The sequence below is a fragment of the Pelomonas candidula genome, assembly GCF_043555985.1.
GTDB lineage: Bacteria > Pseudomonadota > Gammaproteobacteria > Burkholderiales > Burkholderiaceae_C > Pelomonas > Pelomonas candidula.
This window is the reverse complement of record NZ_JBIGIC010000013.1, coordinates 153786-176967: the sequence shown is the minus strand read 5'-3', so window position 1 is coordinate 176967 and position 23182 is coordinate 153786. Positions and strand designations below refer to the sequence as shown.

21 protein-coding genes are annotated in these 23182 nt (G+C 68.3%); 13 read left to right on the top strand and 8 right to left on the bottom strand.

Annotation, left to right across the window (positions count from 1 at the left end; all coding sequences use genetic code 11):
- Nucleotide 1 precedes the first annotated feature (1 nt).
- Entirely contained in the window at nucleotides 2–373 is a 372-nt protein-coding gene (locus tag ACG04R_RS23055; protein WP_394415970.1) for a hypothetical protein, read from the bottom strand.
- A 113-nt stretch (nucleotides 374–486) separates the two neighbouring features.
- Nucleotides 487–1383: a LysR family transcriptional regulator gene (locus tag ACG04R_RS23050; RefSeq protein ID WP_394415969.1), complete on the bottom strand. Its 897-nt coding sequence runs from the start codon at nucleotides 1381–1383 to the stop codon at nucleotides 487–489.
- A gap of 97 nt (nucleotides 1384–1480) precedes the next feature.
- On the opposite strand from ACG04R_RS23050, the gene ACG04R_RS23045 reads away from it, so the two are divergent.
- The 4 genes from ACG04R_RS23045 (at nucleotide 1481) to ACG04R_RS23030 (ending at nucleotide 6086) form a co-directional block, all read left to right on the top strand.
- Nucleotides 1481–2308 carry a substrate-binding domain-containing protein gene (locus ACG04R_RS23045; protein WP_394415968.1) on the top strand — a complete coding sequence of 276 codons (828 nt, stop codon included), beginning with the start codon at nucleotides 1481–1483 and terminating at the stop codon, nucleotides 2306–2308.
- Between the two features lie 57 nt (nucleotides 2309–2365).
- Complete coding sequence (gene tcuC, locus ACG04R_RS23040; RefSeq protein WP_394415967.1) at nucleotides 2366–3679, top strand: MFS transporter; 1314 nt, start codon at nucleotides 2366–2368, stop codon at nucleotides 3677–3679.
- A 147-nt stretch (nucleotides 3680–3826) separates the two neighbouring features.
- The gene (locus ACG04R_RS23035) at nucleotides 3827–5890 is read left to right on the top strand and encodes a carbon starvation CstA family protein (protein ID WP_394415966.1); all 2064 of its coding nucleotides are present in this window, start codon (nucleotides 3827–3829) and stop codon (nucleotides 5888–5890) included.
- Complete coding sequence (locus ACG04R_RS23030; RefSeq protein ID WP_394415965.1) at nucleotides 5883–6086, top strand: YbdD/YjiX family protein; 204 nt, start codon at nucleotides 5883–5885, stop codon at nucleotides 6084–6086. The genes ACG04R_RS23035 and ACG04R_RS23030 overlap by 8 nt, the downstream gene beginning before the upstream one ends.
- 52 nt (nucleotides 6087–6138) lie before the next feature.
- Here ACG04R_RS23030 and ACG04R_RS23025 read toward each other — a convergent pair whose 3' ends face one another.
- The gene (locus ACG04R_RS23025) at nucleotides 6139–8877 is read right to left on the bottom strand and encodes a glycoside hydrolase family 127 protein (RefSeq protein ID WP_394415964.1); all 2739 of its coding nucleotides are present in this window, start codon (nucleotides 8875–8877) and stop codon (nucleotides 6139–6141) included.
- A gap of 79 nt (nucleotides 8878–8956) precedes the next feature.
- Here ACG04R_RS23025 and ACG04R_RS23020 point away from each other — a divergent pair, with 79 nt between their 5' ends.
- Nucleotides 8957–9637 (top strand): phytanoyl-CoA dioxygenase family protein, encoded by a 681-nt coding sequence (locus ACG04R_RS23020; RefSeq protein WP_394415963.1) that lies wholly within the window; start codon nucleotides 8957–8959, stop codon nucleotides 9635–9637.
- Nucleotides 9638–9640: 3 nt separating this feature from the next.
- On the opposite strand, the gene ACG04R_RS23015 is transcribed toward ACG04R_RS23020, so the two are convergent.
- Complete coding sequence (locus tag ACG04R_RS23015; protein WP_394415962.1) at nucleotides 9641–11005, bottom strand: N-acetylmuramoyl-L-alanine amidase; 1365 nt, start codon at nucleotides 11003–11005, stop codon at nucleotides 9641–9643.
- Nucleotides 11002–11484 carry a tRNA (adenosine(37)-N6)-threonylcarbamoyltransferase complex ATPase subunit type 1 TsaE gene (gene tsaE, locus ACG04R_RS23010; RefSeq protein ID WP_394415961.1) on the bottom strand — a complete coding sequence of 161 codons (483 nt, stop codon included), beginning with the start codon at nucleotides 11482–11484 and terminating at the stop codon, nucleotides 11002–11004. The genes ACG04R_RS23015 and tsaE overlap by 4 nt, the downstream gene beginning before the upstream one ends.
- On the opposite strand from tsaE, the gene queG reads away from it, so the two are divergent.
- The 6 genes from queG to ACG04R_RS22980 all read left to right on the top strand — a co-directional run bounded on the left by queG (nucleotide 11479) and on the right by ACG04R_RS22980 (nucleotide 18210).
- The gene (queG, locus tag ACG04R_RS23005) at nucleotides 11479–12615 is read left to right on the top strand and encodes a tRNA epoxyqueuosine(34) reductase QueG (protein WP_394415960.1); all 1137 of its coding nucleotides are present in this window, start codon (nucleotides 11479–11481) and stop codon (nucleotides 12613–12615) included. The genes tsaE and queG overlap by 6 nt on opposite strands.
- Nucleotides 12612–13217, top strand: coding sequence for a chalcone isomerase family protein (locus tag ACG04R_RS23000; RefSeq protein ID WP_394415959.1), 606 nt, complete (start codon nucleotides 12612–12614; stop codon nucleotides 13215–13217). The genes queG and ACG04R_RS23000 overlap by 4 nt, the downstream gene beginning before the upstream one ends.
- A gap of 31 nt (nucleotides 13218–13248) precedes the next feature.
- Nucleotides 13249–14223 (top strand): tripartite tricarboxylate transporter substrate binding protein BugE, encoded by a 975-nt coding sequence (locus tag ACG04R_RS22995; protein WP_394415958.1) that lies wholly within the window; start codon nucleotides 13249–13251, stop codon nucleotides 14221–14223.
- The gene (xerD, locus tag ACG04R_RS22990) at nucleotides 14216–15091 is read left to right on the top strand and encodes a site-specific tyrosine recombinase XerD (RefSeq protein WP_394415957.1); all 876 of its coding nucleotides are present in this window, start codon (nucleotides 14216–14218) and stop codon (nucleotides 15089–15091) included. Before ACG04R_RS22995 ends, xerD begins: the two co-directional genes overlap by 8 nt.
- 143 nt (nucleotides 15092–15234) lie before the next feature.
- On the top strand, nucleotides 15235–17583 hold the full coding sequence (locus ACG04R_RS22985) for a TonB-dependent receptor plug domain-containing protein (protein ID WP_394415956.1): 2349 nt from the start codon (nucleotides 15235–15237) through the stop codon (nucleotides 17581–17583).
- 24 nt (nucleotides 17584–17607) lie between these two features.
- Nucleotides 17608–18210: a MarC family protein gene (locus ACG04R_RS22980; RefSeq protein ID WP_394415955.1), complete on the top strand. Its 603-nt coding sequence runs from the start codon at nucleotides 17608–17610 to the stop codon at nucleotides 18208–18210.
- A gap of 29 nt (nucleotides 18211–18239) precedes the next feature.
- On the opposite strand, the gene ACG04R_RS22975 is transcribed toward ACG04R_RS22980, so the two are convergent.
- Complete coding sequence (locus ACG04R_RS22975) at nucleotides 18240–18386, bottom strand: hypothetical protein (protein ID WP_394415954.1); 147 nt, start codon at nucleotides 18384–18386, stop codon at nucleotides 18240–18242.
- A 33-nt stretch (nucleotides 18387–18419) separates the two neighbouring features.
- Nucleotides 18420–18971 carry a GNAT family N-acetyltransferase gene (locus ACG04R_RS22970; RefSeq protein ID WP_394415953.1) on the bottom strand — a complete coding sequence of 184 codons (552 nt, stop codon included), beginning with the start codon at nucleotides 18969–18971 and terminating at the stop codon, nucleotides 18420–18422.
- A gap of 252 nt (nucleotides 18972–19223) precedes the next feature.
- On the opposite strand from ACG04R_RS22970, the gene aceA reads away from it, so the two are divergent.
- The gene (aceA, locus tag ACG04R_RS22965; protein WP_394415952.1) at nucleotides 19224–20522 is read left to right on the top strand and encodes an isocitrate lyase; all 1299 of its coding nucleotides are present in this window, start codon (nucleotides 19224–19226) and stop codon (nucleotides 20520–20522) included.
- 117 nt (nucleotides 20523–20639) lie between these two features.
- Nucleotides 20640–21494, top strand: a complete 855-nt coding sequence (locus ACG04R_RS22960; protein ID WP_394415951.1) for a hypothetical protein — start codon at nucleotides 20640–20642, stop codon at nucleotides 21492–21494.
- 14 nt (nucleotides 21495–21508) lie between these two features.
- Here the strand turns inward: ACG04R_RS22960 and ACG04R_RS22955 are convergent, their stop codons facing one another.
- Nucleotides 21509–23059, bottom strand: coding sequence for a methyl-accepting chemotaxis protein (locus ACG04R_RS22955; protein WP_394415950.1), 1551 nt, complete (start codon nucleotides 23057–23059; stop codon nucleotides 21509–21511).
- Between the last annotated feature and the right edge of the window lie 123 nt (nucleotides 23060–23182).

The following is a 23182-nucleotide window of genomic DNA, read 5'->3' as shown; positions in this document are numbered from 1 at the left end:
ATCAACGCCCGCGGCGCGGGCCGTCGTCGCGATCCCAGTGATCGCGATGCTCGTGCCGCTCGTGTTCCCAACGGCGGTCGTCCCAGCGGCGGTCATCCCAGCGGCCTTCGCGGTAGGTCGTCTCGTAAATCACGCGGGGCGGTGGGGGCGGGGCGTAGTAGACCTCGCGTTCGACGTAGCGCGGTGCCGGCGCGTAGACCACCGGCGGCGGGGTGTAGTAGACCGGCGCGGGCTCCACGTACCGGCCGTCGGACACGACGATGCCGGCCAGCGGCACGTTGATGCCAATGGACCAGTGCGTGCCGGCATGTGCGGCGGTCGCGCCGACCAGGGCTGCGGCTGCGAGTGAAGCGGTGACGAGCTTGCGGATCATGGAACCTCCTTCGACGCCGGGGCAGAAGTCCCGGCTTGTGTCCACAACGCCGGCCTGGCCGATGGGTTGACCCGCCGCCGGCAGCGTTCGTAAGCAGGTGTTGTGCGCCGGGATCAGCCGGCAAAGGCCTGCTGCAGCTCCGGGATCAGGCGCTGGGCCAGCGGCGTGAGCCGCCGGGAGGCCGACCAGCAGACTGCCAGCGCGCGGCTCAGCGGTGCGCCCTGCAATGGCCGCGCGGCCACGCCAGGCAGCGCCGGCGAGACGGCCAGTTGCGGCACCAGCGCCGCCCCCATGCCGGCGGCCACCATCGCCAGCACGGCCTGCAGATGCGCGGCTTCGTGGCGGGGCGTGAGGTCCAGGCCGCCCGCCTTGAGCTGGGTGTCGAGCAGCCGCCGGTTGCCGCTGCCCCCGTGCAGCCCGATCAGGGGCAGGTCGGCCAGTTCGTCGAGGCGGATGACGGCCCGGGTGGCCCAGGGGTGGGCGGCGGGCATCGCCAGCACGTAGGGATCGTCGCCCAGCGGCGTGGACTCCAGCCCGGGCACGGTGGCGTCGTCGAAGGTGATGCCCAGGTCGGCCTGGCCGCCCAGCACCGCCAGCGTCGTCTCCTGCAGCGAGCCGTCCATCAGCCGCATCTTCACGCCCGGGTAGGCCTGGGCGAAGCGGGCGAGGGCACGTGGCACGAAGCCACTGGCGGCGGAAGGCACGGCGGCGACGGTGACACGCCCCTGGTGGCCCGAGGCCAGCTCGTGCACGCCCAGCACGGCTCCATCGAGATCGGCCAGCACGCCGCGCACACGGTCCAGGAAGGCCTCTCCGACGGCCGACAACTGCACCGAGCGCGAGGTGCGCTCCAGCAGCCTGGCGCCGACACGCTCCTCCAGCCGCTCGATGCGGCGGCTCAGCGCGGGCGGGGACAGGTGGAGTTCGTCCGCCGCTGCGCGAAAGCTGCGGCGGTCGGCCACGGTGACGAAGGCGCGGAGCTGGTCGAGGTCTAGACCGTTGCTTTGCATGCAATGAACGTGAGAAACGTTGCACTGGAGTTTATGGTCCGCCGCGACCAAGATCGTTGTGTCATCACACACGGCGGCGCCTGGGCGCCGGCAGCGCATGCAAGCACGCTCCAAGTCTGGCCAGGCCGCCCGCTCACGGTACTTCCGACACGCCCTGGTCGCGCTGCTGGCGAGCGGCCTCGCGAGCACGGCGGGGGCCGCTGCCGGCAGTGGCGATGCACCGCTGACGGTGGCGTCCTCGGGCGGCTTTGCCGAGGCCTTCAAGACGCTGTCGGCGCGCTACGAGGGGCAGGCCGGTGGCCAGCCGGTGCAGCGCGTCTTCGGCCCGTCGATGGGCGACACCGCCGGGGCCATCCCGGCGCGGTTGCAGCGCGGCGAGGCACTGGATGTGGTCGTCATGGTCGAGCCGGCGCTGGACCGGCTCGTCGCGGCCGGCTGGCTCGTGCCGCAGAGCAAGCGCCGCCTGGCACTGTCGCGCATCGCCTGCGCGGTGCCGGCGGGCGCGCCGCGGCCGCCGCTGCACACCGTGGCCCAGGTACGCCAGGCCTTGCTGCAGGCGCCGTCGGTGGCCTGGTCGGACAGCGCCAGCGGCGAGTACATCCAGGGCGAGCTGCTGGCGCGGCTGGGCGTCGAGGCCGAGGTCAAGGCCAAGGGCCGGCAGATCCCGGCCACGCCGGTGGGAGAGATCCTGGCCCGCCATGAAGCCGCCTTCGGCTGCCAGCAGCGCAGCGAGCTGCAGCCGGTGGCCGGCATCGACATCGTCGGCGAGCTGCCCGACGAGCTGCAGCGCGTGACGCCCTATGCCGCTGCCCGCGTTGCCCGCAGCACCCACCCGGACGCCGCGCAGCGCTACCTCGACTTCCTCGCCGGGCCCGACAGCGCGCCGGCCATCCGCGCCGCCGGCCTGGAGCCCGTGGCCCCCTGAACCCTCACCGCCGGCAGCGGCCCGCAGAGGCAGCAACGGCTCATCCAGGAGACAAGCATGTCTGCTCATTCCCCGTCGGGGTCCAGCCCCATCCCCTCGCGCTTCGGTGCCGTGGTCCGCGTCACCAGCGGCAACTTCATCGAGATGTACGACTTCTTCCTGTTCGGCTTCTACGCCACGGCGATTGCCCGGGCGTTCTTTCCGGCCGGCAGCGAGTTCGCGTCGCTGATGCTGACCTTCGCGACCTTCGGCGCAGGCTTCCTGATGCGGCCGCTGGGCGCGGTGGTGCTGGGCGCCTACGTCGACCGCGTCGGGCGCCGCCGCGGGCTGCTGGTGACGCTGACCGTCATGGCGGCCGGCACGGCGCTGGTGGCTTTCGTGCCGGGCTACGACAGCATCGGCCTGCTGGCGCCGGCCCTGGTGTTGGTGGGCCGGCTGCTGCAGGGCCTGTCGGCCGGCGTGGAACTGGGCGGCGTGTCGGTCTACCTGGCCGAGATCGCACCGCCGGGCCGGCGTGGCTTCTTCGTGGCCTGGCAGTCGGCCAGCCAGCAACTGGCCATCGTCGTGTCCGCGCTGTTGGGCTTCGGACTGAACACGGCGATGGACCGCGCCGCGCTGGACGCCTGGGGCTGGCGCGTCCCGTTCTTCATCGGCTGCCTGATCGTCCCGGCCATCTTCGTCATCCGGCGTCAGCTGCAGGAGACCGAGGCCTTCAAGGCGTCCACGCACCGGCCGACCTTCCGCCAGACGCTGCAGGGCCTGGCGACGCACTGGCGCGTCATCAGCCTCAGCACGCTGCTGGTGGTGATGACGACGGTGTCGTTCTACCTGATCACGGTCTACACGCCGACCTTCGGCAAGTCGGTGTTGCACCTGTCCACCACCGAGAGCCTGCTGGTGACGCTGGCGGTCGGGCTGTCCAACCTGCTGTGGCTGCCGGTGATGGGCGGGCTGTCGGACCGCATCGGCCGCGCGCCGGTCATGCTGGCGGCCACGGCGCTGACCGTGCTGACCGCCTACCCTGCCATGGCCTGGCTGGTGGCCGCACCCAGCCTGGGGCACATGCTGGCCGTGGAGCTGTGGCTGTCGTTCCTGTATGCCAGCTACAACGGTGCGACGATCGCGGCGCTCACCGAGGTGGTGCCGCCGTACATCCGCACGGCGGGTTTCTCGCTCGCCTACAGCCTGGCAACCGCGCTGTTCGGCGGCTTCACGCCGCTGGTCTGCACCTGGCTGATCGACGCGACCGGCAACCGCGCCGTGCCGGGTATCTGGATGTCGGCGGCTGCGCTGCTGAGCCTCGGGGCAACGCTGGCCGTCTATGGCCGCCGCGCGAGCGGCACCCGACGCGCCGTGGCCGGTGCCGTTTGAGCCCCGGGGATTCCGGGTTGACCCTTAGGTGATGCCGCGTGGCTGGCCCGCGTGGCATGCACGATGCGGGTGGGTGCGCAATTTTCGAGACTTGCACCACGGCCATGCACCCGCGTTGAGGTGCGCGCCGCGATGGAGACAAGCCTCATGAATCTGCGCCGCCACCTTGCCTGGGCGGGCGTTGCCATCCTCGGCGCCGTGTCGCTCGCCACCGTGGCCCTGAGCCGCGGCGAGACGATCAGCGCGCTGTGGGTCGTGGCCGCCGCGCTGTGCACCTACCTGATCGCCTACCGCTACTACAGCCTGTTCATCGCCGACAAGGTGCTGGGGCTGGACGCGAAGCGGCAGACGCCGGCCTGGAAGTACAACGACGGCCTGGACTACGTGCCGACCAACAAGCACGTGCTGTTCGGCCACCACTTCGCGGCGATTGCCGGTGCCGGCCCGTTGGTCGGCCCCGTGCTCGCGGCGCAGATGGGCTACCTGCCGGGGCTGCTGTGGATCTTGGCTGGCGTCGTGTTCGCCGGCGCGGTGCAGGACTTCATCGTGCTGTTCATCTCCACGCGCCGTGACGGCCGGTCCCTCGGCGACCTCGTCAAGCAGGAGATGGGCACCGTGCCCGGCCTGATCGCGCTGTTCGGCGCGTTCATGATCATGATCATCATCCTGGCCGTGCTGGCCCTCATCGTCGTGAAGGCGCTGGCGGACTCGCCGTGGGGTACGTTCACCGTGGCGGCGACGATTCCCGTCGCGCTGTTCATGGGCATCTACCTGCGCTTCATCCGCCCGGGCCGTATCGGCGAGGTGTCGGTCATCGGCTTCGTGCTGCTGATGGCGGCCATCTTCGGCGGCCAGGCCGTCAGCGAGAGCGCCACGCTGGCGCCGCTGTTCACGTTCACGCCGGTGCAACTGGTGTGGGCGCTGATCGGCTATGGCTTCATCGCCGCCTGCATCCCCGTGTGGCTGCTGCTGGCGCCGCGCGACTACCTGTCCACCTTCCTGAAGATCGGCACCATCGTCGCGCTGGCCATCGGCATCGTCATCGTCGCGCCGCCGCTGAAGATGCCCGCGCTGACCCAGTTCGCCACTGGCGGTGGCCCCGTCTGGGCCGGCAACCTGTTCCCCTTCCTGTTCATCACCATCGCCTGCGGTGCGGTGTCGGGCTTCCACGCGCTGATCTCGTCGGGCACCAGCCCCAAGCTGCTGGAGAACGAGCGGCATGCGCGCTACATCGGCTACGGCGGCATGCTGGCCGAGAGCTTCGTCGCCGTGATGGCGCTGGTGGCCGCCTCGTGCATCGAGCCGGGCGTGTACTTCGCGATGAACAGCCCGGCCGCCGTCGTCGGCAAGGATGCCGCGACGGTCGCGCAGACGCTGTCAACCTGGGGATTCGTCATCACGCCCGACATGCTCGCGCAGGCCGCGGCCGACGTCGGCGAGAAGACCATCCTGGCCCGTGCTGGCGGCGCACCGACGCTGGCCGTGGGCATGGCCGAGATCCTGCACCAGGTGGTCGGCGGCAAGGCGCTGATGGCCTTCTGGTACCACTTCGCCATCCTGTTCGAGGCGCTGTTCATCCTGACCGCTGTGGACGCCGGCACGCGCGCAGGCCGCTTCATGCTGCAGGATCTGTTGGGCAGCTTCGTGCCCTCGCTCAAGCGCACCGAGTCTTGGGTCGCCAATCTCATCGCCACGGGTCTGTGCGTGGCGGCCTGGGGTTACTTCCTGCACCAGGGCGTCACTGATCCGCTGGGCGGCGTCAACACGCTGTGGCCGCTGTTCGGCATCGCCAACCAGATGCTTGCCGCCGTGGCGCTGCTGCTGGGTACCGTCGTCATCTTCAAGATGAAGAAGGACCGTTACGCCTGGGTCACGGCCGTGCCGGCTGCCTGGCTGCTGGTGTGCACGATGTCGGCCGGCTGGCTGAAGATCTTCTCGGCGGACCCCAAGCTGGGCTTCCTGGCCCATGCCGACAAGTACGCCGGGGCAATAGCCGAAGGCAAGGTGCTGGCACCGGCCAAGACGCTGGATGCGATGTCGCGCGTTGTCTTCAACGACCGCCTGGACGCCGCGCTGTGCGCGCTGTTTATGGGTGTCGTCATCAGCGTGCTGATCTACAGCGTGAAGGCCATCCTGGCGGCGCGTGCCACCCACAAGGTCACGGCGCAGGAGACGGCCTTCGTGCTGTTGCCGGCGGGCCAGCATGCGTGAGCTGCGCCGCGATCTGGCGCAGGCCGGGCGCTATCTCACGCAGAGCCTGCGCCTGATGGTGGGCGTGCCGGACTACGGCAGCTATCTGGCCCACCACCAGGCCACGCACCCGGATCGGCCGGCGATGACTTACGAGGAGTTCTTCAGGGAGAGGCAGGCTGCGCGCTACAGCGCGCGCGTCGGCAAGTGCTGCTGATCCGGCAGCATCGACGACGATGCCTCTCCCTGAGGGCAACCTGTCCGGGTTGCTAGGCTTTCAGCCAGACGCGCGAACGCGCGAAGCCCGGGTCGCCCGACGGGAACTCGGGCGAGGCCTGCGGCTCGCGGTTCATTCGGGCGAAGTAGGGGATGGCGGTCATCTTTGATCCGTCTTTCCAGTACCCCGACAAGCTGCAGATCACACCGAGCTGTTGAGAGAGCTGCCAGCGAGCGGTGATCGGTGAATCGGCCAGCGGCAGGTCCAACCGCGGTTGATCGACCGCCTCCACGCTGTAGACCAGCGGCCCGCGCCTCAGTGCCACCTGGCCGCGTGTGGCTGCCACCTTTTCGTCGGCAACCACGCGCTGCACCGGCAGCGGCAGCTCGAAGCTGACCGTGTCGCCGGCCTGCCAGCGGCGGTGGATGACGGCGTAGCCGTCCTGCGCGTCGACCTTGACGGCTTGGCCGTTTACCTTCAGGCCACGCAGCCCGCTCACCGCGGGCTTCGCGGTGTAGAGCGCGCTGGTGTGCCGGTCAGGCATGCGCACGCGCAGCGCGAACTCGGTGGGCTGCGCCGGGTTGACGGTCAGCTTCACGCCGCCGTCCCACGGGTAGTTGGTGTCCTGCACCATCTCGACGGCCGTGCCCTTCACGGCGCCGACCTGCACGCGGCTGCCGACGAAGAGGTTGACGAACAGCCCGTCCGTGTCCTTCGCGTAGGCCCAGGTCGGCATCATCAGCAGCGTGCGCGGAATGTTGCCGACGCAGCAGGGGCAGGTATGCCACGCGTAGCGCTGGCTGCCGACGAGCGGGTTGGTGTACGTGAAGTGCTTGCCAGCCAGATCGACGCCGCCGAGCAGTGCGTTGTAGAGCGTCTCCTCGTACAGGTCGGCGTACTTGGCGTGGTGGTAGGCGAGGTTGAGCTTGTACTGGAAGAACACCAGGCCGCAGCTGGAGCAGGACTCGCAGTAGCCGTCGTGGCGCAGCGCGTAGTCGTCGCCGAAACCCTCGCTGGTGTCGCCGCTGCCGACGCCGCCGGTCACGTAGTACTTGCGGTTGACGAGGTTGTCCCACAGCGACAGCACGGCGCTCTGATAGTCGCGGTCGCCCGTCTCGGCGGCGATGTCGGCCATGCCGGAGTAGTAGTAGACGGCGCGCACCGCGTGGCCGGCGGCCTCGTACTGCTGGCGCGGTGGCAGGTGGCTCTGGTCGTACCGGCTGCCGCCCTCGCGGCTCTCGACGAGGAACTTGGCCAGCGCGACGTAGGCGTCACCGCGCCCGCCACCTTCCACGTCGTTGACGAAGCGGCCGAAGCGCACCAGCGCCTGCTCCATCTGCTGGTGGCCGTCGAACCAGGGGCGCTTGCCCGGGCCGAGGTTCGCGACCCAGCAGTCGGCCAAGCGCTTGGCCGCGTCGTACAGGCGCAGGTCGCGGCCGCCGGTCAGCGTGTGGTGGTTGATGGCGGCCTCGATGAAGTAGCCGCTGACGTAGCCCTCGTGGTTGCCCCGCTGCTCGGGCGACCAGCGCTCGGGCCAATCCTTGCGCGAGGCCAACGTGTAGGCCGTCTGCAGGTAACCGTCCGGGTGCTGCGCGGCGAGGATGGTGGGAATCCAGCGTTCCAGCGTGGCGCGCAGCTGCGCTTGCGCCTTCAGCATTTCCTCATCGCCTTGCGCGTCCACCATCAGCCCGAGGCAGATGGACTCGACCGTCTGGTGCACCCAGGCGTTGGAGAACACATAGCCGCGGTGCGGGGCATGCGGCTCGCCGCGCAAGGCCTTGGCCGCTTCGACGAAGTTGTCGATGCCGCCCTGGCCGTCCTTCAGGTCGGTGCGCTCGCAGTAGTCGATGCAGTGAGGAATCCAGCTCGTGACGAGGCTGCGGGCACGGTCCCGCCAGAGCAGGCTGGTGAGCTGGTACGGCGTCGTGTAGACGACGTCCAGTCGCTTCGATGGCGGTGGCTCGGCAGCGCGAAGGCGCAGCGTGGAGCGGATTCCGTCGGGCGCTTCTACTCCGTCAGCGACAAGTTCGAGCTCGTATTCGCCAGGACGGTTCACGCGCGCCGTCGTGATGGGCTGGCGTTCGTCACCGAAAAACACATCGCCAGGGCCACTGATCTGGCGCCAGCGCACCTGCGGCGGCTGGGACGGGATGAGGCTGACGACACGCCCGGAAAGATAACTATCGCCGCCGACAATCACGCTGCGGTCCACTCCTGCCTCCACGCGTGGCGGTAAGTCTGGCAAAGGCCCGTTGCTCCACACCTGCCACTGCAGGATGCCAGCAGATTTCTCTTTCAGCGTCGCCATCTTCAGACGCAGCCGCGTCGTCTTCACGGGCTCGAAGGTCGTCGAATTGAAGCGATTGATCTCGACGCCCAGGCCTTGGGCGTTGCGCACGGGCTGCCAAGCCTTGCCGTCCCAGTACAGCAACAGGCAGCTCGTGGGCAGCTTTATGTCCCACTCGTCCCAGCCCCAGTAAACCTCGATGCGATCTGTCTGCACCGGCCTGTCCCAGCGGTACTCGACCCATTGGCTGGCGGTATCGCGCACCGATTCCCAGACATCGTGGCTGCGGTCGCGCGAATTGGGCGGAGAAAAGTCGCTGTTCAGCACGGCGAGCTTGTCGCGAGTCGTTGCGCCTGCGCTGCTGGCCGTGGCGAAGGGGGCGATGTTGAACGTGAACGGGCGGTCGGGCGAATAGCCGGACGCGAGGCCGCTCGCCGCGCCGCCTCCGGCGGCAAGCAACAGGTGGCGGCGCGACAGCACGGGCATGGCGGGGCGGTGAGGCATGTCGTCTCCGTCAGAGTCTTCGCTCTTGGATTTGGTCGGCGCGGATTCTGCCCGCCGGGTCGGTGGTAAAAGCCCCGCCATGCCGGTGACGAGCGATGACTTTTTGCGCCAGGGATTCCAGCTGCTGCCGGGCCTTCTGGTATCTGGCCGGCGGCAGGCGCTGATCGAAGGGCTAGCCGCCCTGCCACCTGGTGCTGCTGGCCAGCGCGAACTGCTGGAGCAGCCGTGGTGCCAGGCGCTGGCGGGCTGGCTGAAGGATTTGCCAGCTTTGCAGCCTTACCTGCCGCCCGATGGCGTCGCCGTGCAGTGCACGCTGTTCGAGAAATCGCCCGACCGCAACTGGCTCGTTGCGCCGCATCAAGACCTGGCCATCCCGGTCGCCGAGCGTGTGGACCACCCGGCGCTGAGCGGGTGGTCGGTCAAGGCCGGCCGGCATTTCGTTCTCGCGCCGGCCGGCCTGCTGGCGCAACTGGTTGCGCTGCGACTGCATCTGGACGATGCGACCGAGGCCGACGGCGGCCTGCGCTTCGTGCCGGGCTCGCATCGCGATGGCGTGCTCGACGACGCCGGCGCGCGGCAGTGGCGTGAACGTGTGGGCGACATGGCCGTGGATGCGTTGGCCGGCGACGCGCTGCTGATGCGCCCATTGGTGCTGCATGCGTCGAGCAAGGCATCTGCCCAGGGACGCAGGCGCGTGCTGCACCTGCTGTTCGGGCCGCGGGAGCTGCCGTTCGGTCTGCGTTGGCGCACGGCCGTCTGACGCTCACAGCGTCGTGCTGCGCTTCCTCACCATCGGCGGGTTCTTCGCAAAGTACCGGGCGATGCCAGATGCCAGCGCGTCCACCAGTTGATCCTGGTAGTCCGGGTCCTTGAGCTTCTTCTCTTCGTCCGGGTTGGAGATGAAGGCCGTCTCGACCAGGATGCTCGGGATGTCCGGCGCCTTCAGCACGGCGAAGCCGGCCTGCTCGACCTTGGCCTTGTGCAGCCTGCCGATCTTGCCGATCTGGCCCAGCACCTCGCCGCCGAGCTTGAGGCTGTCCTTGATCTGCGCCGTCGTGCTCATGTCCAGCAGCGCGCGCAGCACGTTGGCGTCCTTGGTGGCCGCGCCGACATTGACGCCGCCCACCATGTCGGCCGCGTTCTCGCGGTTGGCCATCCAGCGCGCGGCGGCGCTGGTCGCGGCGCCGTCCGAGAGGACGAAGACCGAGGCGCCGCGCGCCTGCGGCGTGAAGAAGGCGTCGGCGTGGATGGAGACGAACAGGTCGGCCTGCACGCGTCGCGCCTTGAGCACGCGATCCTGCAGCGGCACGAAGAAGTCGGCGTCGCGCGTCATCAGCACGCGGATATTGGGGTTGGACTGCAGGCGCTCGCGCAGCTTCAGGCCCACGGCCAGCACGACGTCTTTTTCCTTCAGGCCCGACGGGCCGACGGCGCCGGGGTCTTCGCCGCCATGACCCGGGTCCAGCGCGATGACGATGAGGCTGTCGACTGCAGCCGGTGGCTTGGCCGCCGGGGCTGGCGCGGGGGCCGCCCTGGACGCCGCGGCGGCGACCGGTGGTGCCGAGGCCTTGGGCGGCGGCGGTGCAGGGCGCTCGATCTTCTGGATCAGTTCCTCCAACGCATCGTTGACGGCACTGGCGGCGGCCTCGGCGCGGTGGGCGGCGGCCGGCGGCTTGTCCTGGTCCTGCACCAGGGCCACCAGCGGGTCGGCCTCGACCTTGGGGTGCAGGTCGAAGACGAGGCGGTACTTGTAGGCCGCCACCGGCGCCAGCGTGAAGATCTGCGGTGCAACGGCCTGCTTCAGGTCCAGCACGATGCGCACGACGGTGGGCGTGTTCTGGCCCACGCGCACGCCGGAGATGTAGGGGTCGTCGGCCTTGACCTTGCCGATCAGCTCGCGCAGCCCCGGGCTCAGCGTCAGGCCGTCGACGTCGATGACGAGGCGGTGCGGTGACTCGACGAGGAAGTGCCTGGCCGCCAGCGCCTGGTCGGACTCGATGGTCACGCGTGTGTAGTCGGCCGCGGGCCAGACGCGCACGGCGACGATGTTGGCCTGGCTGGTCGCGGCCAGCGTCGTCGGCGCCTTCAGCACCAGGGCGAGGAAGCCGAGCGAGGTGCGGCGCTTCATTTCAACCCCTGGATCAGATGCGCAGCACCGACGGCGCGCACGCGGCGGCTGTCGTCGGGCATCAGCTCGATGAAGAGTTGCAGGTCGGCCGGCGGCAACTGGCCGGCGGCCTTCTCGGGCCACTCGCAGAGCTTGAGGCCGGGCGCGGCGAAGACTTCGCGAAAGCCGGCGTCCTCCCATTCGCGCGGATCGCCGAAGCGGTAGAAGTCGAAGTGGCTCGCCACGCCGCCACCGGCCGATCCAGGCAGCTCGTAGCTTTCCATGACCGCATAGCTGGGGCTCTTGATGCGCCCCTCCACACCCAGCGCGCGCAGCAGCAGTCGCGTGAACGTCGTCTTGCCGGCGCCGAGCGGCCCGTGCAGTTCAATCAGAGCGTTGGGGGAGGGGAGCAGCGCCGCCGCGAGTTTTTCAGCGGTGGCTTGGGCTGCAGGCTCGTCAGCCCACAGGAGCTGGGTTTCTAGAATCGCAGGCAAATGCAAGAGGTCCTGTCCACTGTCGATGCCGCCGCGCTGCTGAACCGTCTGCGCGGCTGGGCTCGTGAGCTGGGATTCTCACAGATCGCGGTCGCCGATGTGGACCTCAGCAGTGCCGAACCGGGCCTGCAGGCCTGGCTGGACGCCGGCCACCACGGCCGCATGCACTACATGGCCTCGCACGGCATGAGGCGCGCGCGGCCGGCCGAGCTGGTGCCGGGCACGCTGCGCGTCGTCACGGCACGCATGGACTACCTGCCGCAGCAGACCGAACCCGGCTGGCAGGCCGTCGAATGGGCGGGCCTTGCCACGCCGGAGCAGGCGCAGATCTCCATCTACGCCCGCGGCCGGGACTATCACAAGGTGCTGCGCAACCGGCTGCAGAAGCTGGCCGAGAAGCTGGAGGCCGAGGTCGGTCCGCTGGGCTACCGCGTGTTCACGGACTCGGCGCCCGTGCTGGAGGTGGAACTGGCCGCGCGCTCGGGCCTGGGCTGGCGCGGCAAGCACACATTGACGCTGCATCGCGACGCCGGCTCCATGTTCTTCCTCGGCGAGTTGTTCGTCGACCTCGCGCTGCCGCTGACCGACGCCGTCACGTCGCACTGCGGCGAATGCCGCGCCTGCCTCGACGTCTGCCCCACGGCCGCCATCACCGCGCCCTACCGCGTCGACGCGCGGCGTTGCATCTCTTACCTGACCATCGAGCATGACGGCCCCATTCCCGTGGAGCTGCGGCCGCTGCTGGGCAACCGCGTCTACGGCTGCGACGACTGCCAGCTCGCCTGCCCGTGGAACAAATTCGCCAGACCCGCCGTGCTGGCCGACTTCGACGTTCGCCCGGGCATGGCGGGCGCGCCGATTGCCCAATTGCTGGCCTGGGACGAACCCGAGTTTTTGCGCCGCACTGAAGGTTCGGCCATCCGCCGCATCGGCTTCGCGCGTTGGCGGCGCAACCTGGCCGTCGCCGCTGGCAACGCACTGCGTCAGCGTGACGACGCCGCGCTGCGGGCCGCTTTGCAAAGGGCGGGGCAGGGCGCGGATGAGCTGGTGGCCGAGCACATCGCCTGGGCCTTGTCCGCGGCGCCCGACGCTGCCGCGTTATCGTCCGGCCCGTCCCCCGTTGGAGTGCTTGAATGACCTTGTCCATCCGTCGCCGCACCGCCGTCATCGCTCTTGCAGCGGCTGCCGCCTTGCCAGCCCAGGCCGTGCGCTACGACGGCCAGGACTTCGCCGACACCGTGCAGCTGGGTGGCGCCACGCTGCAGCTCAACGGCGTCGGTGCCAAGGTGTTCGTCATGCGCTACTCGGCTTATCTTGCCGCGCTCTACCTGCCGCAGAAGGCCGGTACGCCCGAGGCGATCTACGCGCAGGCCGGCCCCAAGCGCGTGGAGCTGCGCATCACCATCCCGCTCGTGAAGGACGTGTCGACGCAAGAGTTCGTCAAGGCCATCGACAAGGGCGTGCGCCGCAACTCCAGCGAGGCCGAGCTGGCCGCCGTGGCCGAGCGCGTGAAGCAGTTCAACACGACCATTGGCGAAATTGGCCGCGTGAAGAAGGGCGACGTGCTGGTCATCGACTACGTCCCCGCCCAGGGGGGCACCGTGCTGACCGTCAACGGCAAGGTCTGGGGCAAGCCGATCGAAGGACAGGACTTCTACACGGCCTTCCTGAAAGTCTTCATCGGCGACCACAACAGCGACGGGAAATTGCGCACCGGGCTGCTGGGGCAGGCGGGCTAGCATCGGCCTCCATCATCAGGAGACTGATCTCATGCAACGCCGTCGCGTCCTCCAAGCTGCTGCATTGACATCGCTGAGCCCTTTGAGTGCGCTCACCTGGGCCGATGGCTACCCGACCAAGGCGGTGCGCCTGGTTGTGCCGTTCGCGCCGGGCGGCACGACGGACATCATTGCCCGCATCGTCTCGGAGCGCATGAACACGCTGCTGGGCCAGACCATGGTGGTGGACAACAAAGCCGGCGGCGGCGGCACGGTGGGCGCGATGGAGATCGTGCGCTCGGCGCCCGACGGCTACACGCTGGGCATGGCAACGGTCTCGACGACGGCGGCCAATCCGGCGATCAACGCCAGGATCGCCTACAACCCGCTGACCGATTTCACGCCCATCATCAACGTCGCGGCGACGCCCAACGTCATCGCCGTGCACCCGAGCTTCCCGGCGCGCGACTACAAGAGCTTCGTCGCCGAGCTCAAGAAGAACCCGGCCAAGCACAGCTTCGCGACCTCGGGCACCGGTGGCATCGGCCACCTGCAGATGGAGCTGTACAAGTCGCTGGCCGGCGTCTTCGTGCTGCACATCCCCTACCGCGGTGCCGGCCCGGCGTTGAACGACGTGGTGGCCGGCCAGGTGCCGATGATCTTCGACAACCTGCCGTCGGCCTTGCCCTTCATCAAGGACGGCCGGCTCATCCCCATCGTCGTGGCCGCACCGGCTCGCCTGGCGGCGCTGCCCAACGTGCCGACCTTCAAGGAGGTTGGCCTGGAGCCGGTCAACCGCATGGCCTACTACGGCATCCATGGCCCCAAGGGACTGTCCCGGGAGGTCGTCGACAAGGTGCACGCGGCGATCAAGAAGGCCGTCGAGATCCCCGAGGTGAAGAAGCGCATCGAGGACACCGGCTCGCTGATCATTGCCAACACGCCGGAACAGTTCGCGGCGCAGATCGCAGCGGAGTTCGACGTCTACAAGAAGGTCGTTGCGGCCCAGAAGCTCAAGCTTGACTGATCCTGGCATCGAGTCCTTCATCGAGGCGCTCTGGCTCGAAGACGGCCTGAGCGCCAACACGCAGGCGGCCTACCGGCGCGATCTGGCCGCGCTGGCGAAGTGGTTGGCTCCGGCGTCGCTGGACGCCTGCACGGAAAGTCAGCTGTTCGAATACGCCGTCGCCAAGCCGGCAGGCAAGTCGACCAGCGCGAACCGGCGGCTGTCGGTTTTCAAGCGCTACTTCCGCTGGGCGCTGCGCGAGGGGCGCATTGCGGCCGACCCGACGCTCAAGCTCACGGCCGCCAGGCAGCCGCTGCGTGTGCCCAAGCTGCTGAGTGAGGCCCAGGTCGGCGCGCTGCTGGCCGCGCCCGACGTGAACACGGCCCTGGGCCTGCGTGACCGCGCGATGCTGGAGCTGATGTATGCCAGCGGCCTGCGCGTGAGCGAGCTGGTCACGCTGAAGAGCGCGCACGTCGCGTTCAAGGACGCGGTGCTGCACGTGACGGGCAAGGGCAGCAAGAGTCGCCTCGTGCCCTTCGGCGAGCATGCGCGCGACTGGATGGCGCGCTACCTGCGCGAGGCCCGCGCCGAGATCCTGGCCGGCCAGAGCAGCGATGACCTGTTCGTCACCGCGCGCGGCGCCGGCATGACGCGCCAGATGTTCTGGACCCTGATCAAGCGACATGCGCTTACTGCGGGCATCACCGCGCCGCTGTCACCGCACACGCTGCGGCATGCGTTCGCCACGCATCTGCTCAATCATGGTGCGGACCTGCGCGCCGTGCAGCTGTTGTTGGGGCATGCCGACCTGTCGACGACGCAGATCTACACCCATGTGGCGCGCGAGCGCCTCAAGGCGTTGCACGCCGCACACCACCCGCGCGGCTGAACGCCGGGGCCGCGCGCACGTACCACGCCGGCTTCGAACGTTTCATTGGTTTCAAACCTGTCGGCGGGCCGCCACACGGGCCTGCCGCGGCGGGCCGGTCGCGCGCAAACTCCGGCGCCATCACACAACTTCACGGAGTCCTCATGCACGCTACCCGCCTGCTGCCGACCGCTTTTGCCGCCTTCTGCCTCTGCGCCGCCACCGCGGCCATCGCTCAGGAGGCCGCCAGCCTCGAGCGCGTCAGCATCGTCGGCTCGCGCAAGACGGTGTCGGCCGCCTCCAGCATCGACACGCTGGTGCCCGTCGACATCTACTCGATGAGCAAGGTGACCGAGGGCGGTGGTCAATTCGACTTGGCGCAGACGCTGCAATACCTGTCCCCGTCGTTCAACTCGACGCGCCAGACCGGCGCGGACGGCGCCGACCTGATCGACTCCGCCGCGCTGCGTGGCCTGGGTTCGGACCAGACGCTGGTGCTCGTCAACGGCAAGCGTCGCCACACGGTGGCCCTCGTCAACCTGTTCGGCGCGCGCAACCGCGGCTCGACCGGAACGGACATGAACTCGCTGCCGCTGCTGGCCATCGACAACGTGCAAGTGCTGCGCGACGGCGCCGCAGCGCAGTACGGCTCGGACGCCATCGCCGGGGTCATCAACATCCAGCTGAAGAAGAAGGCCGGCTGCGAGGCCGTGACCGGCTATGGCCAGTACTCCCGTGGCGACGGCAAGAACTGGCTCGCCTCGGCCTATTGCGGCGTGAAGCTGGGCGACGGCACGCTGGGCATCACCGGCGAGTGGCAGGACCGCGGCCGCTCCAATCGCGCTGACCCGGGCGACCTGCGCACCATCGGCGACACGCAGGTCAAGAACAAGACGATCTACCTGAACGGCGAGTTCCCCATCGCCGGCGACAACAAGCTCTATGTGACGGCCGGCGCGCAGGACCGCGATGCGTCTTCCGCGGCCTGGGCCCGCAACGGCACGGACGACATTCCCAGCCGCAATTCGGCCGCGATGTACCCCGACGGCTTCGTTCCCTACATCAACGGCGACGTGCGGGACCGCTACGCCATCCTCGGCTGGAAGTCGACCTTCGCCGGCTGGGACACCGACCTGTCGCAGACCTACGGCTCCAACCGGATGCGCTACGACATCAGCCACACGCTGAACGCCTCCATCGCCAACAAGGATCTGCTGTCCGGCGGCAAGGGCATCAGCCCGACCAGCTTCGATGCCGGCGGCTTCGGCTTCAGCCAGGCGACGACGAACTTCGACGTCAGCCGCTTCTTCCCCGACCTGCTCGGCGGCAGCAACATCGCCTTCGGCGCCGAGTACCGCCGGGAGAAGTACGACATCGTGGCTGGCGAGCCGGGCTCCTACATCGACGCCGACGGCGTGGGCTTCGGCGGCAACGCCGGCAGCCAGGGTTTCCCGGGCTTCCAGCCGGGCGACGCCACCAACAAGAGCCGCAACAGCCAGGCGCTGTACGTCGACTGGGAAGCCACGCTGACGCCCGCGCTGACCATGGACGCGGCCGTGCGGGCCGAGCACTACAGCGACTTCGGCTCGACGACGACGGCCAAGCTCGCCGGCAGCTACAAGCTCAGCAAGGACTGGCTGCTGCGCGGCGCGGCCAGCACGGGCTTCCGCGCGCCCAGCCTGCAGCAGCTCTACTTCTCGTCCACGATCACGGACTTCATCAACCAGTTGCCGGTGGACGTCGTCATCGCTCCCAGCGGCAGCAAGCTCACCACCGCGGCGGGCGTGCCGGCGCTGAAGCAGGAGAAGTCCAAGAACCTGTCCGTGGGCTTCACCGTCAAGCCCAGCATCGACACGGCCGTCACGGCCGACCTGTATCAGATCAACATCAAGGACCGCATCGTGCTGTCCGGCCGCGTGGACTCCAGCGACCCCAACCTGGGCCCCATCCTGCAGAGCCTGGGCGTAGGGCAGGCGCAGTTCTTCGTGAACTCCGTCGACACCCGTACGCGCGGCCTGGACCTGACGGCATCGACCCGGGCCAAGTTGGGCGCCGGTGCGCTGAATACCTTCCTCGCGCTGAACATCAGCCACACCGCCGTCACCAAGGTGAACGTGCCGGGCGGTCTGAAGATCGACCAGGACACGCTGCTGTCGACGCGTGAGCGCCTGTTCATCGAGCAGGGCGGCCCGCGTGCGAAGGCCACGCTGGGCTTCGAGTACAGCGAGGGCGCCTGGACGGGCGAGGCCAAGGTGATCTACTTCGGCAGCCAGACGCACGCCGGCGGTTACACGGGAGCGTTGCTGCACTACCAACCCAAGGCGTCGATGGACCTGGGCCTGAACTGGCAGGCCACGCCAGCGCTGAAGCTCAGCGTGGGCGGCAACAACGTCTTCAACGTCAAGCCTACCCGGCAGGACCCGAACGAGACCGACAACGGCTTCTACTACGACGCCGTGCAGTTCGGCCTGAATGGCGCGTCGTATTTCGCACGGGCGTACTACCGGTTCTGAGGCCCTCGCGGACAATCCGGGCGGATGGACCACAGCTTCCTCTCCGCCCTGATCCTGCTGCTGCTGGTGCTCGACCCGCTCGGCAGCCTGCCCATCTTCATTCCCATCATGCGTTCGGTGCCCAAGGAGCGCCGCACGCGAGTGGCGATGCGCGAGGTGGGCATCGCGTTTTGCGTGCTGTTCGCCTTCATGTTCCTTGGCGACAGCTTTCTGGAGGTCATGCACCTGTCCGAGCGCTCGCTCGAGGTGGCTGGTGGTGTGATCCTGATGATCATCGCGATCCGCATGATCTTCGGCAGTTCGGGCGAGTCAGCCTATGGCCTGGAGCCGGGCAAGGAGCCCTTCATCTTCCCGCTGGCCGTGCCGCTGCTGGCCGGCCCGTCGGCGATGGCGACGGTGCTGCTGCTGGCCTCGCGCCAGCCCGACAAGATCTGGCAATGGATTGGCGCCCTCAGTGCCGCGATGCTGATTTCGGGCCTGACACTGGTGCTGGCCGATCGCATCCGCAAGCTGCTGGGCGACTCGGTCGTGTCGGCCATCGAGAAGCTGATGGGCCTGGTGCTGACGGCGATCGCCGTCGAGATGGTGCTGGCCGGCCTGAAGCGCTACTTCATCGGCGGGCTGTGAGCCCGCTGCCCTGCCGGCCAGCGTAGGGCTTACTTGTTCTTCTTGGCTTCCTTGCCCTTGGGGATCACCGAGGTCATCGGTGCGACCGGACGGTCGGTGCCCGCGGACTTGACCGGTGCTGCATCCTTCTTCGGCTTCTTCGTCATCTTGTTGCCGCGCTGTTCGGTGTTTGCCATGAGTCCTCCGTGCAAGAGATTGGGAAGGCCGGACTATGCCTCAGCCACGTAGCGTTTTCTGGCGTCGCTTGCGTCCCACTGTGCGGCGGTGACGTCGTAGCGCCTGCAATCCATGTCGTACCAGCGGCCCAGGCCGGTGAAGGTCATGCCCAGCCGCTCCATGACGGTGGATGAGGGTGTGTTCTCCGGTTGGCAGACGGCGCAGACGCGCTCGGGCTTCAGCGTCGCGAAGGCCCAGCCGACCATGTGGCGCGCGGCCTCGCTGGCGTAGCCCTGGCCCCAGGCGTCCTGGCGCAGCCGCCAGCCGGTCTCCAGCGGGCCGGCCGGGTCGCGAGCCAGGTGCTGGATGCAGCCACAACCTAGCAATTCGCCGTCGCTCTGGCGGATGAAGCCCCACCAGGAGTAGCCGAACTCGGCCCAGCGCGCCTTCACGCGGTCGATCATGGCCTGCGTGTCCTCGGGGGTGTCCGGGCGGCCGGTGATGTAGCGCATGACGACCGGGTCGCGGTTCAGTCGGTGCAGCGCCTCGAAGTGGTGGTCTTCCAGCGGCTCCAGCCGCATCCGGGGTGTGATCAGCAGCGTCATGGCAGCGATTGTGGGACCGATCGTTCTCACGATTCGAAAGTCACTTTTCAAATGGTGAAAGGCGTCATTGCTGCGCTGCCGCAAGATTTCTCATTATGGTGAATGTAATTTTGTGATTTGAAAAATTAACTTCAAGTTGTTGATTTGAAATAAAAAAGTTTTTTGTCTTGTATAAGACTTTGTGTTGCGTGGAGGGTGGGTGTAGGACTAGTCTTGCGTCATCGGTTTTTGATGTTTTGCAAGGAGCTTTTCATGACCCGCCTGACCCGTGAACAACAGATCGCCGCCCTCGAAAAAGACTGGGCCGAGAACCCCCGCTGGAAGGGCATCACCCGCGGCTACACCGCCGCCGACGTCATCCGCCTGCGTGGCTCCGTCGAGATCGAGCACACGCTGGCCAAGCGTGGCGCCGAGAAGCTGTGGGGCCTCGTGAACACCGAGCCCTTCGTCAACGCGCTGGGCGCGCTGACGGGCAACCAGGCCATGCAGCAGGTCAAGGCCGGCCTGAAGGCGATCTACCTGTCCGGCTGGCAAGTCGCCGGCGACGCCAACAGCAATGGCGAGATGTATCCCGACCAGTCCCTGTACTCGGTGGACTCGGTGCCCAAGGTCGTCAAGAAGATCAACGCCACGTTCAAGCGCGCCGACGAGATCCAGTGGAGCGAAGGCAAGGATGACATCGACTTCTTCGCCCCCATCGTGGCCGACGCGGAAGCCGGCTTCGGCGGCGTGCTGAATGCCTTCGAGCTGATGAAGGCCATGATCGAAGCCGGTGCCTCGGGCGTGCACTTCGAAGACCAGCTGGCCAGCGCCAAGAAGTGCGGCCACATGGGCGGCAAGGTGCTCGTGCCGACGCGTGAAGCCGTCGCCAAGCTCGTCGCGGCCCGCCTGGCCGCCGACACGATGGGCGTGCCCACGCTGCTGGTCGCCCGCACGGACGCCGAAGCCGGCGACCTCGTCACCAGCGACATCGACGACAACGACAAGCCCTTCTGCACCGGCGAGCGCACCGTCGAAGGCTTCTACCGCACGAAGAACGGCCTGGACCAGGCCATCAGCCGCGGCCTGGCCTACGCGCCGTACGCGGACCTGATCTGGTGCGAGACCGGCAAGCCCGACCTGGCCTTCGCCAAGGCCTTCGCCGACGCCATCCATGCCAAGTTCCCCGGCAAGCTGCTGGCCTACAACTGCTCGCCGTCGTTCAACTGGAAGAAGAACCTCGACGACGCCACCATCGCCAAGTTCCAGCGCGAGCTGGGCGCTTTAGGCTATAAGTTCCAGTTCATCACGCTGGCCGGTTTCCACAGCCTGAACTACTCGATGTTCGAGCTGGCCCACGGCTACGCCCGCCGCCAGATGAGCGCCTTCGTCGAGCTGCAGGAGAAGGAGTTCTCGGCCGCTGAAAAGGGCTTCACCGCTGTCAAGCACCAGCGCGAAGTCGGTACCGGCTACTTCGATGCCGTCACCACCACCATCGAAGCCCAGGCCTCCACCGCGGCCTTGAAGGGCTCGACCGAAGACGAACAGTTCTTCGACGCGAAGCACGGCTGACCGGCCGTCGCACGATTCCCCCCGTCAACCTCAACTCCTGACGGTTTCACAGCCCGCCTCGGCGGGCTTTTTTCATGTTGTCATCAGCCGGTCATACTCGCGTCAAACACTGGCGCCATGAACAACACAACAACAACGACAAAGTTCAGTCTCACCGGTCGACTCGGTACCTGGTGGGCAAGGCGGGTGGAGATCGGCAGGGCGTCCTCGCTGCGCCAGCGCTGCCAGGCGGCCACGGTCGCTGCCGCACAGATCCCGCCGGCCGTGCGGGCCGCCTGGGCGCATCACGCGCCCGATGAGTTTCCCGGCCTGGCCGTCGACGATGCCGCCTGGCTGCGCTGCTCGCTGGGCCTGGCGCAGTTCTTCGAGGCCTGCCGGCTGCAGCATGAACAAGGCCCCTGCGCACTGCCCAGCAAGGCGGCCGATTCGGTCTGGCATGTCTGGCTTCAGCTCGACCCCGCCGGGCTGGCCGACTGGCAGCAGCGCTGCTTCGGCCGCGTCGTCCAGCATCGCGAAGCGGCCGAGCTCGGCGCGCCGCTGGACGACTGCCTGGCCCGCGCCTGGGTCGGCAGCTGCCGCAGCGAAGGCCTGAGCCGGCTCGGGCCGCGACTGCCCTTGCTGTTCGCGCTGGATGGCCTGCTGCGCCTGCCCACCGGCTGGGCCTACCGACACCAGCGGGGCGTGCTGGAGCACCGGCAGATCGACGGCTTCGGAGAGCCGCGCGGCAGCGTCGTGGCCCATGCGGGCGTCGCGGTCGGCGGTCTGGTGGCGCTGGGCCTGGTCAGCCAGGCCGAGCTGGCCTCGCTGCGCCGGCGCCAGGGTGGTGGCGATGGCGGTAGCAGCTGCGGCAGCGACTGGAGCTTCGGCGACGCTTGCAGCAGCGACGCCGGGTCCAGCTGCGATGCCGGTTCCAGCTCCGATGGCGGTGGCAGCAGTTGCGGGTCGAGCTGCGGAGGCGGTGGCGGCGACTGAACGCCGCGTGGCGCCTATCGGCGCGCGACCTGGAAGGTCCCGACGGCGCCGTTCAGCGTCGCGGCCTGCTCGCGCAGGCTCTCGGCGGCGGCGGTGGACTGCTCCACCAGCGCGGCGTTCTGCTGCGTGACCTGGTCCAGCTGGGCGATGGCGATGTTGACCTGCGCGATGCCATCGGACTGCTCGGCGGTGGCGGTCGTGATCTCGCCCATGATGTCCTTCACGCGCTGCACGGCGCCGACGAGTTCGTCCATCGTGCGGCCTGCCTCGGCCACCAGCCGCGAGCCGGCTTCCACGCGGTCCACGCTGCTGCCGATCAGGCCCTTGATCTCCTTGGCCGCGTCCGCCGAGCGGCCGGCCAGCGAGCGCACCTCGCTGGCGACGACCGCGAAGCCGCGGCCCTGCTCGCCGGCGCGCGCTGCTTCCACGGCGGCGTTCAGCGCGAGGATGTTGGTCTGGAAGGCGATGCCGTCGATGACGCCGATGATGTCGGCGATCTTGCGCGAGCTGGTGTTGATCTCCTCCATCGTGTGAACGACCTGGGCCACCACCTCGCCGCCGCGCTGGGCCACGTTGGCAGCCGACACGGCCAGCGAGTTCGCCTGACCGGCCGACGCCGCCGACTGCTGCACGGTGCCGGTCAGTTCTTCCATGGCACTGGCGGTTTCCTCCAGGCTGGACGCGGCCTTCTCGGTGCGTGCGCTCAGATCCTGGTTGCCGCTGGCGATCTCCGCCGATGCGGTGCCGATGGACTCAGCCGAGTCGCGGATGCTGCCGATGGTTTCCGACAGCGTCTCGCGCATGCGGCGCAGCGTCGTCTGCAACTGGCCGATCTCGTCCGACCGCGCGGCCATTCCGGAGCCCGAGCGCATGAGGTTGCCGTCCGCCACGCGGGCCGCCAGCTCGTTGGCCGCGGCCAGCGGCACGGTGATGCTGCGCGTGATGGTCCAGGCCGCGGCGATGCCCAGGGCCAGCATGACCAAGCCGGCGACGGCCAGCAGCACGCGGCCGTTGCTGTTGGCCGAATCGATGCCCGCTGCGGTCTGGTCGATCTCCTGGCGCTGGTGGTCGAGGAATTCCTGCATGCGGGCCAGGTAGACCTTGGAGCCAGGGATGAAGACGTCCGTCAGCAACTTGTCGGCGGCGTCGGCCTCGCCGTCCTTCTTGAGCTTGACGATCTGGTCGCGCGATTCGAGATAGACCTTGCGCGCCTCGCCGACGGCGTCGAACAGCTTCTGCTCTTCGGGGCTGCGGACCAGGCCCTTGAGCTTTTCCTGCATTTCGCCGGAAGCCTTGGTGGACTGCGCGGCCTCGTCCTTGAACAACTCCACCAGCGACGGGTCGGAGCTTTTCGCGATGGCCATCGTGCGGCGCACGCCGGCGTTGATGTTGCGGCTCCAATCCGAAATGAGGCGCTCCTTGGCGAGCGGCTCGTCCATCATCTGGCGCGTTTCCGTCGCGGTGGACGCCAGCCGCCAGGAGGCCAGCACGATCACGCCCGCTGCCAGCGCCAGTACCAGTGCAAAGCCTGCCGCCAGCCGCCGACCGATGGATAGCTTGATCATGAGATGAGCCCCTTTGTTGTGTTGTTGTGACGCCCTGGTCTCGTGAACCTCGGGCAACCGGGGATGCTAGAGCGGCTGAAGGCCGCGTGTCAGCTTCAAACCGGGACTTCGTTCACGCAGACC